The organism is Amycolatopsis sp. NPDC051045 (genome assembly GCF_040682955.1).
In the GTDB taxonomy this organism is placed as follows: Bacteria; Actinomycetota; Actinomycetes; order Mycobacteriales; family Pseudonocardiaceae; genus Amycolatopsis.
Map to the genome: position 1 here is coordinate 124321 of NZ_JBFBCC010000017.1, position 16958 is coordinate 141278.

A 16958-nucleotide genomic window follows, 5' to 3' on the forward strand; every position below is an offset into this window, starting at 1 on the left:
ATCACCGGCGGGGCGATCTGCTCGCCCGCCCGGAATGTCAACCACGGAATCAAGGAGGTGACCGCGATGGGCCAGGGAGCTGGGACTCGCGCGGTGGTGCTGGGCGGCAGCATTGCCGGCCTGTTTGCGGCCAGGGTGCTCGCGGACGCCTACGACGAGGTCCTGATCGTGGACCGCGACAAGCTCGTCGGTGTCAAGGGCGTGCGGCGGTTCTGCCCGCAGAGCCACCAGGCCAACGGTCTGCTCGCCCGCGGCGTGCAGGTGATGGAGGAGCTCTTCCCGGGGCTCACCCAGGAGATGGTCGACTACGGCGTGCCGACCGGCGACCTGTCCGGCTCGTGCCGCTGGTACGCCCGGGGCAACCGCCTCAAGCAGCAGCACGCCGGGCTGACCACCCTCGGGGTGGTGCGGCCGTTGTTCGAGTACTTCATCCGCGAGCGCGTGCAGCAGTTCGCCAACGTGACCTTCGTCGAGGAGCACGACATCCTCGGCCTCACCACGACGGCCGACAAGAGCCAGGTCACCGGGGCCCGGGTGCAGAAGCGCGGCACGGACACCGACGAGGTCATCGAGGCCGACCTGGTGGTCGACGCCACCGGCCGCGGCTCGCGGACCCCGGTCTGGCTGGAGCAGCTCGGCTACGAGAAGCCGTTCGAGGAGCGCAAGAAGATCGACCTCGGCTACGTGACGCAGCACTTCCGGCTGCGCGAGGGCGCCAACGGGTTCCAGAACGACGTGGCGATCAACCAGATCGCGCACGCCGCCGTGCCCCGGGGCAACGTCTTCTTCCTGGTCGAGGACGGCAAGGTCGAGCTGACCACCTACGGCATCCTCGGCGACCACCCGCCCACCGACTACGACGACCTGATGGCGTGGCTGAAGTCGTTGCCCGCCAAGGACGTGTACAACACGCTGCGGTACGCGGACCCGGTCGACAAGGCGATGCCGTTCAAGTTCCCGACGACCCTGCGCCGCCACTACCACAAGCTGCGCCGCTTCCCCGAGGGCCTGCTCGTCACCGGGGACGCCGTCACCACCTTCAACCCCGTGTACGCGCAGGGCATGAGCGTCGCCGCGCTGTGCGCCCTCGTCCTGCGCCAGCACCTGCACAGCGGGGCCGCGCCGGTGCCGCAGGACTACTTCCGCGACCTGGCCACGGACGCCATCGACCAGGCGTGGGAGATGACCAACCAGATCGACCTGAGCCTGCCGGGCGTCGAAGGCGAGCGCCCGTTCAAGGTCCGGATGGGCAACTGGTTCCTGAAGCGGGTGCAGATCGCCGCCACCCACGACGGCGCGATCACCGCCGAGTACTTCAAGACCGCGGGGCTCGTCCAGAAGCCGGAGGCGCTGATGCGGCCGGGCTTCGCCCTGAAGGTGCTGTGGAAGTCGCTGTTCGGACCGGCGAAGGAAAGCCGGGAGCCGTTCACGTTCCCGGTGGCCGACGGCGTCGAACCCGCGTTCGGCGGAACCGCCGAGCTGCCGAAGGCGGCATGACCGTTCTCCCTGTTCACCACGGCCACGGCAGTCCCGGCGGGACTGCCGTGGCCGTGCCCGTATGGGCGATCCCACCCCTGGAGTACCGATGACCACCGCCCACCGGACGTGTCCCATCTGCGACGCCGTCTGCGGACTGAAGATCGACCTCGACCCCGCCGGCCGCGTCACGAAGGTGCGCGGTGACTCCGACGACCCGTTCACCGCCGGCTACATCTGCCCGAAGGGCGCCAGCCTCGGCCAGCTCGACGAAGACCCCGACCGCCTGCGCCACCCCATGATCCGCGAGGGGGACGAATGGCGGGAAGCCTCCTGGGAGGAGGCGTTCGAGGCCGTCGAGCGCGGAATCGCCGGCGTCATCGAGAAGTACGGCCGGGACGCGGTCGCCGTCTACTTCGGCAACCCGACCTACCACACGATGGCCGGTTTCCTGTACCGCGTGCCGCTGATCCAATCGCTAGCGACGAAGAACGTCTACTCCTCCGGCACCATCGACCACATGCCCAAGCACGTCGCCTGCGCACACCTCTACGGCGACCCGTTCGCCATCGCCGTGCCGGACATCGACCGGACCGACTACCTCCTCGTCCTCGGCGCGAACCCGATGGAGTCGCACGGTTCCCTGTTCTGCGCCCCCGACATGCCCGCGCGGCTGCGGGCGCTGCGCGAGCGCGGCGGCAAGCTGGTCGTGGTGGACCCGCGCCGCACCCGTACCGCGAAGAACTGCGACGAGCACTTCTTCGTCCGGCCGGGCACGGATTCCGTGCTGCTGCTGGGGATCGTCCACACTCTGCTGCAGGAGAACCTCGCCGAGGTCAGCCTCGACGTCGCGGGGCTCGACGAGCTCCGCGCGCTGACGGAGGAGTTTTCGCCGGCGGCGGCCGAGCTGTTGTGCGGCGTGCCCGCGGCCGACATCGCGCGGCTCGCCCGCGAGCTGGCCGCGGCGCCGACGGCGGTCGTGTACTCGCGCATGGGCGGGTCGGTGGTGGAGTTCGGGACGATCACGCAGTGGCTCGTCGACGTGATCAACATCCTCACCGGCAACCTGGACCGGCCCGGCGGCCCGATGTTCACGCGGACCGCCGCGCTCGAGGTGTTCCGCACCGGGCAGCCGTTCGAGTACGGCCGCTGGCACAGCCGCGTGAAGGGCTTCCCGGAGGTGCTCGGCGAACTGCCGACGGCCACGCTGCCGGACGAGATCGAGACACCGGGTGAGGGCCAGGTCCGGGCCCTGATCAACATCGCCGCCAACCAGGTGGTGGCCGCGCCCAACGGGCCGCGGTTCGGGCGGGCGTTCGACTCGCTGGACTTCATGGTCTGCGTCGACCCGTACCTCACCGAGACCACCCGGCGCGCCCACGTGATCCTGCCGCCGCCGCGCATCCTGCAGATGCCGCACTACGACTTCCTGATGCAGATCGTCATGGTGCGCAACTACACCCGCTACTCCCCGGCGGTGCTGCCGCTCGAGGCGGACCAGCGGTCGGAGGCGGAGATCCTCGCCCGGCTGACGCTGATCGCGGGCGGCGCGCCCCTGCAGGTGCCGGCGTCCGCCGTGGACGAGGGCTTCATCGAGCAGCTGCTGACCGGCGCCACGCAGATGCCCGGCTCGCCGGTCGAGGGCATGGACGTCGCCACGCTGCGCGCCACGATCGAGGGCGACGACGGACCCGAGCAGATCCTGGACACCCTGCTGAAGTTCGGCCCCTACGGGCTTTCCCTGGCGAAGCTGAAGGAAAAGCCGAACGGCATCGACCTCGGCCCGCTCGAGCCGCGCCTGAAGGAACTGGTGTGCACGCCGTCCGGCAAGATCGAGCTCACCCCGGAGCCGATCGTCGCCGACTTCGCGCGGCTGCGGGCCCGGCTGGCCGCGCCGGTCCCGGAGATGCTGCTGATCGGACGGCGCCAGCTGCGGTCCAACAACAGCTGGCTGCACAACGTCCCGTCGCTCGTCGGCGGCAGCAACCGCTGCACCCTGCACGTCAACCCGGCCGACGTCAGCAGGCTCGGGCTGGGCGACCGGGCGATCGTGCGCTCCTCGGCGGGCGAGGTGGTCGTCGACGTCGAGCCGACCGACACGATCATGCCGGGGGTCGTGAGCCTGCCCCACGGCTGGGGACACGCGGGCAGCTCCCAGCGCGTCGCCGCCCAGCACCCCGGGGTCAACGCGAACGCGCTGACCGACGAGCTGGTCGTGGACGTCCCGTCCGGCAATGCGGTGTTCAACGGCGTACCGGTCACGGTCGGCCCGTACACGCTCTGACGAAACAGGAGATCACCCATGGCGGAAAGCAAGCAGAGGTACGGCCGGCGGGCGCTGGCGGTCTACGGCCTGCTCGTCGTGATACCGGTGCTGGCCAGCATCGTCCTGCTCACCCGGGAGGACACCGGGACCGGGGTCGCGACCAAGTCGTCGGCGGCCCCCGGGCACCCGGTGGCCCAGCTGCTGCTGGCGATCGCGGTCGTCATCGCCGCGTGCAAGGCGGCCGGCTGGGTGATGCGGCGGATCGGCCAGCCGCCGGTGGTCGGGGAGATCGCCGCGGGCATCGTGCTCGGCCCGTCGGTGCTCGGGGCGGTCTGGCCGGCGGGCGCGTCGGCGTTGCTGCCGGCCGTGATCATGCCCCAGCTGAACGTGCTGGCCCAGGTGGGCATCGTCCTGTTCGTGTTCCTGACCGGGCTCGAGCTGAACACGCGGCTGATGCGCGGGCGCGGGCACCTGGCCCTGGTGGTCAGCCACGTCAGCATCGCGGTGCCGTTCGTGCTGGGCGTCCTGCTCGCCGTCTTCGCCTACGCCAAGTTCGCGCCGCAGGGCGTCGGCTCGCTGGCCTTCGCCCTGTTCATCGGCGTCTCGATGAGCATCACGGCGCTGCCGGTGCTCGTCCGGATCCTCCAGGACACCGGCATGTTCCACAGCCGCATCGGGGTCGTCGCGCTCACCTGCGCGGTGGTCGACGACGTCACCGCCTGGTCCCTGCTCGCGCTGGTGGTCGCGCTGGTCACCGCGTCCTCGCTCCTCGGCGTGCTCCTGACCCTCGGCCTGGCCGTGGCCTTCGCCGGTCTGCTGTACTTCGTCGTCCGCCCGCTGCTGGCGAAGTTCTTCACCCGGACCGCCGAGCCGGTGCTGCGCCGCCTCGCCCCGCTGGCCCTCGTCGGCGTGCTGCTGTGCGCGATGGCCACCGAGTGGATCGGCGTGCACGCGATGTTCGGGGCCTTCATGTTCGGCCTGGTCTTCCCGCGCGGCAACGTGGTCGAGAAGTGGCTGCACCAGAACGCCAGCGGGCTCACCACGGCGTTGATGCTGCCGCTGTTCTTCGCCTACAGCGGCCTCCGCACGAACATCGGGCTCCTCGGTGACCCCACGCTGTGGCTGTGGTGCGCCGCGATCCTCGTGGTCGCGGTGACCGGGAAGCTCGTCAGCGCGACGGTGGCGGCCCGCAGCGTCGGGGAAAGCTTCTGCCGGGCGCTGCAGATCGGCGTCCTGATGAACTGCCGGGGCCTCACCGAGCTCATCGTGCTGAACGTGGGCCTGGACCTCGGGGTGCTGTCGCCGGAGATGTTCACCATGCTGGTGCTGATGGCCCTGATCTCCACGGCGATGACGGCCCCGATGGCGCTGTACCTGGACAAGCGGGCGGGCCGCCGGGAGGCGCGGCTGCGGACGGAGGTCCATCAGCTGGAGGACGAGCTGCCCCGGGCCGCCTGACGGGGAGCGTGAAAACGGGTTGCCGGCCATCAGCCGGCAACCCGTTTTTCGTCGTGGCCCGCCGCAGACGGTGAGGTGTACGGGGTTGCGGGAGCCGGGCTGCGCGAGTGGGTCACCGGCGAAACAGCCCGGGCCCGGCGGGCGGAGGCCGAGCCCGGCCCGGTCACCGCCGACACCCATGCCGGGCCTCGGCTGCCGGGCGTCGTCACCAAGCGGGGCAGGCGGTTCTGTTCGCCAGCCCCGCTTTCACCCGAAGCGCAACGGCAGCGTGTTCGGGCCGTAGATGCCGATCGGCGGGCGCCAGGTGAACGGGCCGGCGACGGACGGCGGGCCCAGCCGGGTGGCGAGCGCGGGCAGCGCCTCGGCCAGCTCGGCCTTGGCGAGCGCGATGCCGAGGCAGTGGTGCGGTCCCGCGCCGAACTGCAGGAGCGGGGCCTCGCGGGGGACCGTGATGTCGAACTTCGCGCCGTCGCGGAAGACCCGGGGGTCACGCTGGGCGGCCGTCACGCACACGGTGAGGAAGGTGTCCTTGGTGATCTGCAGGCCCTGGTACTCGAAGTCCTGCGCGGCGAACCGGTAGATCGTCGGCGAGGAGGGGAGCCAGCGCATCACCTCGTCGACCGCCTGGTCCGCCAGGTCCGGCCTGCTGCCCAGCAGCCGCCATTGGTCAGGATGCCCGGCGAACGCCACCATCGCGTTGGCGAGCTGGTGGCGGGTCGTGTCGTGCGCGGCGAACACCGTGGTGATGATGAGGTTGCGCAGTTCTTCCGTGCTGATCAGCGGGTCGTCCTGCTGGGCGGCGACCAGCGCGGAGATGAGGTCGCCGGCCGGGGCGGCCTTCTTCCGCGCCATCAGCGCGTCGATGTACTCGCCGAGCCCGACGAGCGCGGACTCGACGCGCGCCACGACGTCACCCCCGAGCGCGATGCTGAAGACCAGCCCGACGTCGGTCGTCCACGTGTGGAAGACGTCGTGGTCTTCGGACGGCACGCCGAGCATCTCGCTCATGACCGCGAGCGGCAGCGGGTTGGCGAAGTCCCCGATGAACTCGCACTCCGCCGCCGCGGCCAGTTCCTCGGCCAGCTCCTTCGCCCTGGCCTGGACGAACGGGCGCAGCCCGGCGATCATCTTCGGCGTGAAAGCCTTGCTCACCAGGCCGCGCAGCCGGCGGTGGTGCGCCCCGTCGTGGTTCATGATCATCGGGACGAACCAGTCGTGGATCGGGCCGCCGGTGACGCCGTTCATCTCCATGAAGCGCTTGCCGTTGTGGTCGAGGCGCTGGTCGCGCAGCAGCGCGTGCCCCTCGGCGTAGCGCAGCACGAGAAGGCCGACCGGGCTTTCCGCGTACCAGTTCTTCGCCTGGGCCTCGGCCACCTCCGGCGTGCCGAAGCCGAAGCCGGGTGCGGTGACGTCCAGGAAGGGCACGTCGCCGGACGACGGCCCACTGTCCACTGTGGTCGACATTCTCGTGCCCCTCGAGGATTACTGCTGGGGAGTCGCGAAGTAGTCCCGCACAACGCTGATCTGGTTCTCCATCATGGCCATCAGCCCCTCCACGATCTCCGGCGCGGCGTCGTCGGTGACCATGAACTCACGGCGGTACTCGAAGAAACTGCGGCCGGGTTCGTTGGTCACCGGCAGGACGCGGTAGGTGGCGACGTAGTCGTAGAGGCACAGCACCGGGGCCACCGTGCGGTAGGTGAGGGACCGGTCCACCTCGTTGCGGCCGGCGACCTCCTGCTGCACCAGACCCTGGTTCTGCAGCATCGTGAACTCGTACCGCGAGGGCACCAGTTCCGGCGTTCCGCCGTCGACCCAGTGCGTGTCCCCCACCGTGTCCCCGAACAGGATCTTCACCAGTTTCAGGACGTCACGGACCTCGGCCCACACCGTGTCCGGATCGGCGTCGAGCACGGTGGTCTGGTACATCGTGTGCTTCGGCTTGATTGTCACGAGATCTCCGCGGGATCGATGGGAACCGTCATCGCAAGTTAGCCGGAATTGCTTGCTGCACGGAACATTCGAGCGTGCCAACCTGGCGCCGGCCGGCTGGTCAGCCGGCCAGGAGGCGCCGGTTCCACCACGTCGGCGGCTTCCGGCCGAGCACCGCGGCGAGGTCCTCCAGGGAGCGCTGCAGGACGCGCAGGTCGTCGGCGACCAGCGCCTGCGGGCCGTCGCACCGGGCCTCTTCGGGGTGCGGGTGGACGTCGACGAGCACGCCGTCGGCGCCGACCGCGACCGCCGCGCGCGAGAGCGGCAGCACGAGGTCGCGCCGCCCGCCGGAGTGGGACGGGTCGATCATCACCGGCAGGTGCGAAAGCCGCTGGACCACCGGCACGGCGGAGATGTCGAGGGTGTTGCGGGTGGCGGTCTCGAACGTGCGGATTCCCCGCTCGCACAGCACGATGTCGAGGTTGCCGCGCTGGGCGATGTACTCGGCGGCCATCAGCCACTCGTCGATGGTGGCGCTCATGCCGCGCTTGAGCAGCACCGGCTTGCCGGCCTCCCCCACGGCCTGCAGCAGCGCGAAGTTCTGCATGTTCCGCGTGCCGATCTGGAGCATGTCGGCGTACTGGGCGACCATTTCGACGTCGTGCGCCGTGACCACCTCGGTGACCACCGGCAGGCCGGTCTCGGCCCGGACGTCGGCCAGGATCCGCAGGCCGAGTTCGCCGAGCCCCTGGAACGCGTAGGGCGACGAGCGCGGCTTGAACGCCCCGCCGCGCAGCAGGGTCGCGCCGGCGGCCTGGGCCATCCGCGCCGCCTCCAGGGTCTGCTCCGGCGTCTCCACCGCGCACGGGCCGGCGATCAGGGTGACCGTGTCCGGGCCGATCGGCACGCCGCGGACGTGCACCGTGGACCGTTCCGGGTGGTGCTCCAGGCTCACCAGCTTGTACTTGGCGGAAATCCGGGTGACGCTGCGCACCCCCCGCATCCCGCCGAGGTTGAGGGCCTCGAACCGGTCGACCTCGCCGACCAGCCCGACGACCGTGCGGCTCACCCCGCGGCTGACGAAGGCTTCGCCGCCCGCCGCCGTCACCCGGTCGACGATCGCTTCGACGTCCCCGGCCGTGGCATCGACAGCCATGACGATGACCATGATTTCCGCACCCTCCAGCCCTACGGCCGCCGCCGGCGGGCGCCGGCGGGTCTGCTGCCGGATCGAGCATCCGGCCGGACGGCGGATACCTGCGTCTCCACGGTTGCGCACCCACCCGGTGCGGCAAGGTGGCGCGGTTCAATTCTCCGCGGGGAGCAACCCGGCCAGGCCCGCGTAACCGATCTCGCGCAGCCGCAGGCCGGACGTCGTCGCGTAGGCGTCGTCGGCACGCAGGCCCACGCCCTCCACCACGCGGTTCATGAAGTTGAACAGGGCGCAGACCTGGATCGCGTCGTGCAGGGCGCGGTCGTCCCAGCCCGCGGCGAACACGGCTTCGGCGTCGGCCTCGGTCATCCGGGACGGCGTCCGGGTCAGCTTGCCGACGTACGCCAGCACCGGCCGGATCTTCTCGTCCACCGGCGCGGTGTCCAGGTCGCGCACCGCGGCGGCGAGCAGCCCTTCGGGCACGCCGAACGCTTCCGCGGTGATCGTGTGGATCCCGTGGCAGTAGCCGCAGCTGTTCACCCCCGACACGTACGCCGCGATCAGCTCGCGCTCGCCCGGGGTGAACGGGGAGTCGGCGCGCATCACCTGCTCGTGCAGGTCCAGCAGCGGCCGGGCCGGACCGGGATAGGCCTCGAACACGTGCAGCAGGCGGGTTTCAGCCGGCAGGGACTTCAAGTACGACATCGGGTTCTCCGTCTCCGTCGGCCAGCCGGTCGACTTCCCCGCGGCGCAGGGAACAGGCGGTCAGGTAGGCGATCGAGGCCGGGCCGGCCTCGGGCACGGCGGCGGCGACGCGCTCGATGGCCTCGACCCACGCCCCCCGCAACGCGGCGGGAGACGAGGTCCCGGGCGGGTCGCCGACGGCGTCCCGGACCCCGCGCCAGCGCGCGCACCCGCCCGCGACCAGGCCGGGGAACCCGAACCCGGCCACGCCGTGCCGGGCCTGGTCGACCGCCTGCGTCACCAGCGCCGGATCGTCCGCGAGCCGGGCGAACCCGACCCCGGCCAGCAGACGCTCCGCGTCGAGGCCGAGCAGGATGATGCCCACCTCGGTCGAGCCCGGGTCGTCGATCGCGGGGAGGGCGAACCGCGTGTCAGGCACCGGTCACCACCGGGACGCGCTCCTGCCGCAGGCTGTGCGCGATCGACGCGGCCACCCGCGCGGTCGCCACGCGGTGCCCGTCGATGTTGCGCGCCGCCGGGCCGAGCATCAGCCCGGCCGCCGCGCCGACCACCGAAACCCGGGGTGCGCGGGTGTAGTGCAGCGTCCGCTCGTCCAGGTCCGGCCAGCCGTCCCGCTCGCCCACGAGGTCCGGGGGCAGCAGCCCGGCGCCGCTGGCCGGCGTGGTGCCGAGGGCCAGCACGGCGGTGTCCGCCTCGACCAGGCGCCCGCTCTCCAGCCGGCAGACCACGCCGTCGCCGATCTCCTTCACCGCCTCGCCGCGGTGGACGACCAGCCGCCCGTCGGCTTCAGCCTGCTGCAGCAGCGGCCGGAACTCGAACATGACCGACGCCCGCCGGTGGCGGCGCATCAGCTCCAGCCGGCCGGCCCGGTCGACGCCGTCGAAGCGGGCCCGGCCCTCCGGGCGGAAGAAGGACGAGTTGACGTCGGCGCACTGGTAGCGCTCGGCCGTCTCCCGGACCACCCAGTGCACCTGGCGGCCCGCCTCGAGCGCGCCGGTGATCAGGTGCGCCGCGGTGAGCCCGGCGCCGACCACGATCTGGCGCCCGGCCGCGGGCACCGGTTCGTCCCAATAGGACACTCCGGCCGGCGGCCGGCCGCCGCCCCACCAGGCGTCGGGCGCCGGGCGGCGCTCCTCGCCGAGGCAGAGCACGGCGTGTTGCGCGGTCACGGTGAACCGGTTGGCGCGCACCGTCACCGCCTCGGACGTCGGCAGCACCTCGCGGACGGACGCCTGCCACGTCTTCTCCGCGACGTGGTGGCTCGTCACCAGGTGGTCGCAGTAGGCCTCGAAGACGTCGACCGGCACGACCGAGCGGTGCCCGGCCTGCGCCATCCGGATCTCCCGCCGCTCGGTGCGGGTCAGCCGCGACCAGTGCAGCCGGGCGAAGTCCAGCAGCTCGCAGTCGCGGAACCCCTCCACGCCGGGGTGGTGCTCGTACGGCGAACGCAGCACCCGCTGGCCGAGGCGGTCGATCCGGCCGAAGAACCGCCCGCAGGGACGGCCGGTCCGGTCGAGCACCACGACGTCGCGGACGCCGTGGTGCCACAGCGCGGAAGCGACCGCGAGCCCCGCCGGGCCGGCCCCGACGATGACGACGTCGGCGGCGTTCCCCGGGCTGCTGCCGGGGCCCGGCAAGGCGGGCGCGGTCAGGCGCGGCCAGTCACGCCCGCGGGGTGAGTCGAGCAGGTGCGGCTCCGGCACGAACGTGATCACGAGGCCCCTGCCGGGCTCAGTCGACGACGGAGATCGGCACGATCAGCTCGATCACCGGGCGTTGCTGCATCCCGTCGCTGACCAGCTGTTCCAGTGTCGCCTGCGACTGTTCGGCACTGTCGGTGGCGATCGGGCTGTAGCGGGAGTAGAAGTACCCCGGCTTGCGGCCGCTCGTCTCCATCGAATACATCTTCAGCACGGACTCACCCGGGCGCACTTCGCCGTCGTAGAAGGTGAGCCGCCGCTGGTCCGGCGTCATGAAGCTCTTGGCGAACTGCGGGGACATCACCGCCGTGCCGGGGTCGTCGACGAACGTCGAATCCTCGTCCAGCACCGCCTGCATGGCCACCCAGGTCCGGTCGGTGAGGTTCGTCTCGGCCTTGATGACCTGCCAGCGCCCCGGCTCCGGCAAGGTCACGTTCACCGCGACGTCGTGGTCGGTGGTGTCGATCGCGCCGGTGATCATCAACACCCGGCGGCCGAGATCGGCCACGCCGGTCATCTGGATATCACGGGCCCGCACTCGGCCGGAGACATCCAGCCCCGGCAAATCAGGTGATGACATGGTGCAGCCTCCTATGTTGAAGACCCCAGTTATGCGGGCTGACCAGCAACACAAAAAGGCTTCCACACGCAATGAGAGGCTGTCAAGGTGAGGAATGCACGATCGACGACCCGTGATCGGCGTGGCCGCGGCGGACGCCTGAATTAGCCCGTTCGGCCTAGGCACCTTCCGGGCTGCTCGGTTCCTCGCGGGCCGGCGCGGTGGTCCCGGCCGCGTCGCCGCGGTCGCCGTCCGGGGCACCGAGGTAGCGGATCGCGAACGACGAATCCGCGCGCCGCAGAAAAACCTTCAGCACCAGACCCGGTTTCACCGCGACAATGAAATTGCTCCGGTCACGCGGGTCACCGAAAATGTCGTAAATCAGGAAAGCGGATCCGTCGCCGACCGCGAACAATGCGTCGTACATGACATTCCGCTCGGCCTGCGACGCCGATTCGGCCCACTCTTCCAGCAACTCGAACCCATCGGTGAGCTGGAGGCGCATCGCCATCAGCCGGCCTCCCCATCAACGTCCGTCGGGAACCCGGGACGGGTCGCGGGCCTGGTCCGCGCCGGGCTCGGTGACACTCCGGCCCACACAGCCTCCAGTCTGGCCGGGGCACGGCGGCGAGGGCATCTCCGACCGTGCGCTGGCGCGCCGGGGCGATCCGCCATACCGCGGGTTTGCGCAGTGCACAAGACGTCCCGCCGAAGCCGTGCGGTGTGCACTGGCCGGACCGGAGTTCCGCACACCGCCCGGTGACGACACCGGCGTCCGCACAGGAGGTGCCCCATGACCGAGCAGCCCACCACGCCCCGCGGCCTGGCCCCGGCCGGCGCGGCCGCGCGCCAGCGCACCTGCGCGGCGTGCGGCGCGCCGTTCGAGCCGGGCCGGCGGACCGAGCTCGAGGTGCTGATCGACGGCGCAATCCGGTACGTCGCGGTGCATTCCGGGCACAGCACCCACGCGCCGGCCCGGGAGCGGCTGTTCACGTCCCGGCTGCCCGCGGCCCGGGCCCACGGATCGGCGGCCTGACCGCGGCACTCCGCACTGCGGGAGACGTGGCCGGCGCAGCGCCGGTGCGAATGTGGAGGGGCCGGCTGGGAGACGAGCGCCCGCGTTCGGGGCCAGTTTCCTTCCTCCGCCCGCGGTTTCTTCTCGCTCGCGCCGAAAGGAAGCACCATGACCACGACCGAGGTGTCGCCCGCCGACCAGGCGGCCGTCGCAGTGCTCACCCAGCGGCTTCTCGCCGCCTGGGTCCACCAGGACGCCGCGTCGATCGCCGATCTGTTCACCGACGACGGCACCCTGATCCTGCCCGGCATCTTCAAGCAGGGCCGGCCGGAGATCCAGGCCTTCTTCAAGGACGCCTTCGACAACCAGTACGCCGGCACCCAGGTCGTCGGCAAGCCGATCGGCCTGCGGTTCCTCGGCGCCGACGTCGCCCTGCTGCTGTCCTCGGGCGGCGTCGTGGCGGCCGGCGAGACCGAGGTGTCCGACGCCCAGGCCATCCGGGCCTCCTGGTTCGCCGTGCGCACCGACGGCCAGTGGAAGCTCGCCGCGTACCAGAACACCCCGGCGAAGCACGGCCTGCCCGTCCCCGGCACGAACGCCACCTCGGCATGACCGGCGCCATCCGCCGCGTCCCCCCGGGACCCCCGCGCCGGGCGGCCCCGGGGATCCTGCGCAAGCTGCGCGCGGACCGGCTGGGCCTGATGAGCGAGGCGGTCCGCGAGTACGGCGACGCGGTGCGGGTGGCGATCGGCCCGAAGACCCTCTACATCTTCAACCACCCCGACCACGCCAAGCACGTGCTCGCGGACAACGCGGCCAACTACCACAAGGGCATCGGCTACACCGAGGCCAAACGCGCGCTGGGCGACGGGCTGCTGACGTCGGAGGGCGCGCTGTGGAAGGAACAGCGGCGCACCATCCAGCCGGTGTTCCAGCACAAGCGGATCGCCGCGCAGGCCGACGTGATCATCGACGAGGCGCTGCGCCTGGTCGAACGGCTCACGGCGCACCGGGACACCGGCCGGCCGGTGGACGTGCTGACCGAGGTCACCGCCCTCACCCTCGGCGTGCTCGGCAGCACCCTGCTGGACATCGACCTCGGCGAGTTCGACGGCGTCGAGCACTCCTTCGAGGCCGTCCAGGACCAGGCCATGTTCGAGATGGAGACCCTGGGCCTGGTGCCACGGTGGCTGCCGCTGAAGGGGCAGCGGGCGTTCCGGTCGGCGCGCGACCACCTCCAGGAGGTCGTCGGGGTCCTCGTCGAGCGGCGGAAGGCGCAGCCGTCGGCCGCCGGCGACGACGTGCTGACCCGGCTCATCGCCTCCACCGCCAAGGAGACCGACCGGCGCGTCGCCGACCGCCGCATGCGCGACGAGCTGGTGACGCTGCTGCTGGCCGGCCACGAGACGACCGCCAGCACCGTCGGCTGGACGCTGGACCACGTGAGCAGGCACCCGGAGGTCCGGGAGCGGCTGCACGAGGAGGCGGTGGCGGTCTACGGCGATCGCCGCCCGGAGTACGCGGACCTGACCCGGCTGCGCTACACGCACATGGTGCTGCAGGAGGCCATGCGGCTGAACCCGCCGGTGTGGATCCTGCCGCGCCGGGCGGTCGCCGACGACGAGGTCGGCGGCTACCACGTGCCGGCCGGCGCCGAAGTGCTGATCTGCCCGTACACCCTGCACCGGCACCCGAGGTACTGGCCGGAGCCGGACCGGTTCGACCCGGAGCGGTTCGACCCCGACGTGCCGGCGGACCGGCCGCGCTACGCCCACATCCCGTTCGGCGCCGGTCCCCGGTTCTGCGTCGGCAACCACCTGGGGATGATGGAGGCCACCTTCATCATCTCCACGCTGCTGCGCGATCTGCGCTTCGAGACAGTGCCCGGCCGAACGGTCGTGCCGGAGCCGATGATGTCGCTGCGCCTCGGCGGCGGGCTCCCCCTGACCGTCCGCTCGTTCCCGGACGCCGGCCGTTCCGCGGCCTGATCGGCGTCCGACGTCGCGAAAGTGAGTGAAATACATGAGTGACCAGGCGGAGAGCCCCTACGGTCAGCCCGAACAGCACCCGAAGGCGGCGGAGTTCGCGAAGCTGCGGGCCGCCATCGCCGACGAACGCGTCCGCGAGCACTTCCCGTTCCGGTTCCTGGCGGCCAACGAGACCTTCGCCCGCCTGGTCGACGCGACGGCGCACCGGATCCTGGCGTCGATCGGCGCCCTGCCGTCCACCGACGGGATTTCGGTCCAGCAGGCGAAACAGGAGCTGTCGATCCCGTGGCGCCGGACGATCCCGCTGCACTTCCTCTACGAGAAGCTGTCGGACTCGGGGATCCTCGCCCGCGACGGCGGCCGCTTCGTCCCCGGTCCGGTGGCCGTCCCGGTGTTCGACGACGTCGCAGCCGAGCTCGCCGCGCGGGAGCCGGGTGCCGCCGTCGCCGTCGAGATCCTGCAGACCTTGATCGACGAGGCGAAGAAGTTCTTCGCCGGCGAGGCGACGGGCGACGAGATCCTCTTCGCGCCGGCCCAGCTTCCGCTGTGGCTGAAGTACTTCTCCAACGACAACCTGCTGTACTCGATCAACAACAAGGTGGGTGCGGAAGCGCTGTCCCGCCTCGTGCCCGCGGACGGCGGGATCGAGATCCTCGAGATCGGCGGCGGCTGCGGCAGCGGCGCCGAGCAGGTGCTCCGCACGCTCGGGTCCGACGTCAAGCGCTACCGGTTCACCGAGGTCGCCGAGACGTTCGCCCGGCACGGCGAGAAGGCGGCGGCGGCCGCGGCGTCGCCGTCGACGACGGTCGAGTCGGCCCGCATCGACATGACGCTGCCCTGGGCGGCGCAGGGCGTCGAGCCCGGCACGTTCGACGCGGTGTACGCGGTCAACTGCTTCCACGTGGCGCCCGACCTCGACTTCGTCGTCGCCGAGGCGGCGAAGGCGCTGAAGCCGGGCGGAGCGGTCGTGGTGTCCGAGTGCGTGCGTCCCACGAAGCTCGCCCGGCCCATCCACGCCGAGATCATCTTCGACTTCCTGGACAGCTTCACCGACGTCATCACCGACCCGGTGAAGCGGCCGACGCACGGCTTCCTGACCCCCGCGGCCTGGCGCGCCACGTTCGAGGCGGCCGGGCTCGGCGACGTGACGATCCTCCCGGACGTGGACGCCATCGCCGAGGAGTACCCCGACTTCGTGGTGGGCGCCGTGATCGCCCGCGCGGCACGGTAGGGGGGCGCGCGATGGTCGCCGGTCTGGTCCGGCTCGCCGTGCGCCGGTCCCTGCGGGACACCCGGTACGTCCGGGTCGTGCCACGGCGCCGGGCCACGGGTCTGGTCGCCGAGGTGTACCGGCAGGTGGAGCGGGACTTCAGCATGCTCGCGCCACCGGTCGCGCTGCACTCGGCGGCGCCGGAAGCGATGGCCGCCGCGTGGGCGGTCCTGCGGGAAACCCTGCTGGCGCAGGGTGTCGCCGGCCGGGCCGCCAAGGAGGCGGTGGCCACCGGGGTGTCGGCGGCGAACAGCTGCCCGTACTGCGTGGACGTCCACGGCATGACGCTGGCCGCGATCCCGGCCGGCCCGGACGGGGCCGACCGCGACGCGCTCGAGGACTGGGCGCGCGCGTCCGCGACGGGAGCGGCGGACGCACCGCCGTTCCCGCCGGCGCAGGCGCCCGAGCTGATCGGCGTCGCCGTGGCTTTCCAGTACTACAACCGCATGGTCAACGTGTTCCTCCGCGAGTCGCCGTTCCCGGCGCACGTGCCGGAGTCGGCCAAGCCGCAGGCGCGGCGCGTGCTCGGCGGCGTGCTGCGGCCGCCGGCGGGCCCGGGCCCGCGGGCGGGTGACTCGCTGAAGCTGCTGCCGGAGGCACCGGTCTCGGAGGACCTGGGCTGGGCGAGCTCGAACGCGGTCGTGGCCGACGCGTTCGCCCGCGCCTACGCGGCGACGGAGGCCGCGGGCGCCCGGTCGGTGCCCCCCGCCGTCCGCACGCTCCTGCACGACCGGCTGTCCACCTGGGACGGACAGCCGCCGGGGCTCAGCCGGTCCTGGCTCGAGGAAGCGGTGGCCGGGCTCGCCGAGGCCGACCGCCCGGCCGGCCGGCTCGCCCTGGCCGTCGCGCTGGCGTCCTACCAGGTCGACGAGGGCCTGGTGGACGCGTTCCGCGCCACGGCCCCCGGCGACGGCACGCTGGTCGAGCTGGCCGCGTGGGCGAGCATGGCCGCGGCCCGCCGGGTCAGCACCTGGCTGGCCGGCAGCCTGGACCCCGCCTGAGCGGCGGAACCGGGCGAACTCGCGTGCCCGGGCGGACAGCGTCGTCCGCCCAGGCACGCGAGTTCGCCTTCCAGCCACACAACCCCCCCCAGCCCCGCGTACCCAGCCGGACGACACGCGTGCTTGAACGGACGACACGCGTACCTGACTGGACGACACGACGAGCTGTTCGTGTCGTCCGGCGGGGTACGCGTGTCGTCCGCGCAGGTACGCGTGTCGTCCGTTCGGGTTCAGCGCGGCAGGCCCGAGCGGCGCCACGCGCCGGGGCCGCGCCCCCAGGACTCGCCGGCCCAGGCCGAACGCGCGGGCGGCGGGGGTTCTCCGGACGCGGCGGCGAGCCCGGCGAGCACCGTCACCAGCGCCGCCAGGCTCGCGTCGTCCGCTTCGCCGCGCACGACCAGGACCAGCTGCTTCGTCACCGACATCGCCGCCCCG

The 16958-nt window shown here is 71.9% G+C and carries 17 protein-coding genes; 8 read left to right on the forward strand and 9 right to left on the reverse strand.

Annotated elements, in window-relative coordinates; all coding sequences use genetic code 11:
* The first annotated feature begins 66 nt into the window (after window positions 1–66).
* The 3 genes from AB0M80_RS33020 to AB0M80_RS33030 all read left to right on the forward strand — a co-directional run bounded on the left by AB0M80_RS33020 (window position 67) and on the right by AB0M80_RS33030 (window position 5200).
* Window positions 67–1497 carry an FAD-dependent monooxygenase gene (locus AB0M80_RS33020; RefSeq protein WP_364572772.1) on the forward strand — a complete coding sequence of 477 codons (1431 nt, stop codon included), beginning with the start codon at window positions 67–69 and terminating at the stop codon, window positions 1495–1497.
* 88 nt (window positions 1498–1585) lie between these two features.
* Window positions 1586–3760, forward strand: a complete 2175-nt coding sequence (locus AB0M80_RS33025; RefSeq protein ID WP_364572774.1) for a molybdopterin oxidoreductase family protein — start codon at window positions 1586–1588, stop codon at window positions 3758–3760.
* 18 nt (window positions 3761–3778) lie between these two features.
* Complete coding sequence (locus tag AB0M80_RS33030; protein ID WP_364572776.1) at window positions 3779–5200, forward strand: cation:proton antiporter; 1422 nt, start codon at window positions 3779–3781, stop codon at window positions 5198–5200.
* A gap of 246 nt (window positions 5201–5446) precedes the next feature.
* Here the strand turns inward: AB0M80_RS33030 and AB0M80_RS33035 are convergent, their stop codons facing one another.
* The 8 genes from AB0M80_RS33035 to AB0M80_RS33070 form a co-directional block, all read right to left on the reverse strand.
* Window positions 5447–6664: a cytochrome P450 gene (locus AB0M80_RS33035; protein WP_364572778.1), complete on the reverse strand. Its 1218-nt coding sequence runs from the start codon at window positions 6662–6664 to the stop codon at window positions 5447–5449.
* An 18-nt stretch (window positions 6665–6682) separates the two neighbouring features.
* Window positions 6683–7153: an SRPBCC family protein gene (locus AB0M80_RS33040; RefSeq protein ID WP_364572780.1), complete on the reverse strand. Its 471-nt coding sequence runs from the start codon at window positions 7151–7153 to the stop codon at window positions 6683–6685.
* 100 nt (window positions 7154–7253) lie between these two features.
* Window positions 7254–8288, reverse strand: a complete 1035-nt coding sequence (aroF, locus tag AB0M80_RS33045) for a 3-deoxy-7-phosphoheptulonate synthase (RefSeq protein WP_364572782.1) — start codon at window positions 8286–8288, stop codon at window positions 7254–7256.
* A gap of 150 nt (window positions 8289–8438) precedes the next feature.
* Window positions 8439–8990: a peroxidase-related enzyme gene (locus tag AB0M80_RS33050; RefSeq protein ID WP_364572784.1), complete on the reverse strand. Its 552-nt coding sequence runs from the start codon at window positions 8988–8990 to the stop codon at window positions 8439–8441.
* Complete coding sequence (locus AB0M80_RS33055) at window positions 8962–9408, reverse strand: DUF6187 family protein (protein WP_364572786.1); 447 nt, start codon at window positions 9406–9408, stop codon at window positions 8962–8964. The genes AB0M80_RS33050 and AB0M80_RS33055 overlap by 29 nt, the downstream gene beginning before the upstream one ends.
* The gene (locus AB0M80_RS33060; protein ID WP_364572788.1) at window positions 9401–10705 is read right to left on the reverse strand and encodes an FAD-dependent oxidoreductase; all 1305 of its coding nucleotides are present in this window, start codon (window positions 10703–10705) and stop codon (window positions 9401–9403) included. The genes AB0M80_RS33055 and AB0M80_RS33060 overlap by 8 nt, the downstream gene beginning before the upstream one ends.
* Before the next feature lie 16 nt (window positions 10706–10721).
* Complete coding sequence (locus tag AB0M80_RS33065; protein ID WP_033263413.1) at window positions 10722–11207, reverse strand: DUF6423 family protein; 486 nt, start codon at window positions 11205–11207, stop codon at window positions 10722–10724.
* Window positions 11208–11427: 220 nt separating this feature from the next.
* Complete coding sequence (locus tag AB0M80_RS33070; protein ID WP_364572790.1) at window positions 11428–11760, reverse strand: DUF6235 family protein; 333 nt, start codon at window positions 11758–11760, stop codon at window positions 11428–11430.
* 282 nt (window positions 11761–12042) lie between these two features.
* Between AB0M80_RS33070 and AB0M80_RS33075 the strand changes: the two genes are divergently transcribed.
* The 5 genes from AB0M80_RS33075 to AB0M80_RS33095 all read left to right on the forward strand — a co-directional run bounded on the left by AB0M80_RS33075 (window position 12043) and on the right by AB0M80_RS33095 (window position 16523).
* Complete coding sequence (locus AB0M80_RS33075) at window positions 12043–12285, forward strand: hypothetical protein (RefSeq protein ID WP_364572792.1); 243 nt, start codon at window positions 12043–12045, stop codon at window positions 12283–12285.
* A 147-nt stretch (window positions 12286–12432) separates the two neighbouring features.
* The gene (locus tag AB0M80_RS33080; protein ID WP_364572794.1) at window positions 12433–12876 is read left to right on the forward strand and encodes an SgcJ/EcaC family oxidoreductase; all 444 of its coding nucleotides are present in this window, start codon (window positions 12433–12435) and stop codon (window positions 12874–12876) included.
* Complete coding sequence (locus AB0M80_RS33085; RefSeq protein ID WP_364572796.1) at window positions 12873–14252, forward strand: cytochrome P450; 1380 nt, start codon at window positions 12873–12875, stop codon at window positions 14250–14252. The genes AB0M80_RS33080 and AB0M80_RS33085 overlap by 4 nt, the downstream gene beginning before the upstream one ends.
* A gap of 34 nt (window positions 14253–14286) precedes the next feature.
* Window positions 14287–15483: a methyltransferase gene (locus AB0M80_RS33090; RefSeq protein WP_364572798.1), complete on the forward strand. Its 1197-nt coding sequence runs from the start codon at window positions 14287–14289 to the stop codon at window positions 15481–15483.
* A gap of 11 nt (window positions 15484–15494) precedes the next feature.
* Window positions 15495–16523 carry a carboxymuconolactone decarboxylase family protein gene (locus AB0M80_RS33095; RefSeq protein WP_364572800.1) on the forward strand — a complete coding sequence of 343 codons (1029 nt, stop codon included), beginning with the start codon at window positions 15495–15497 and terminating at the stop codon, window positions 16521–16523.
* A gap of 230 nt (window positions 16524–16753) precedes the next feature.
* Here AB0M80_RS33095 and AB0M80_RS33100 read toward each other — a convergent pair whose 3' ends face one another.
* Window positions 16754–16948 (reverse strand): acyl-CoA carboxylase subunit epsilon, encoded by a 195-nt coding sequence (locus AB0M80_RS33100; protein ID WP_364572802.1) that lies wholly within the window; start codon window positions 16946–16948, stop codon window positions 16754–16756.
* Window positions 16949–16958 lie beyond the last annotated feature (10 nt).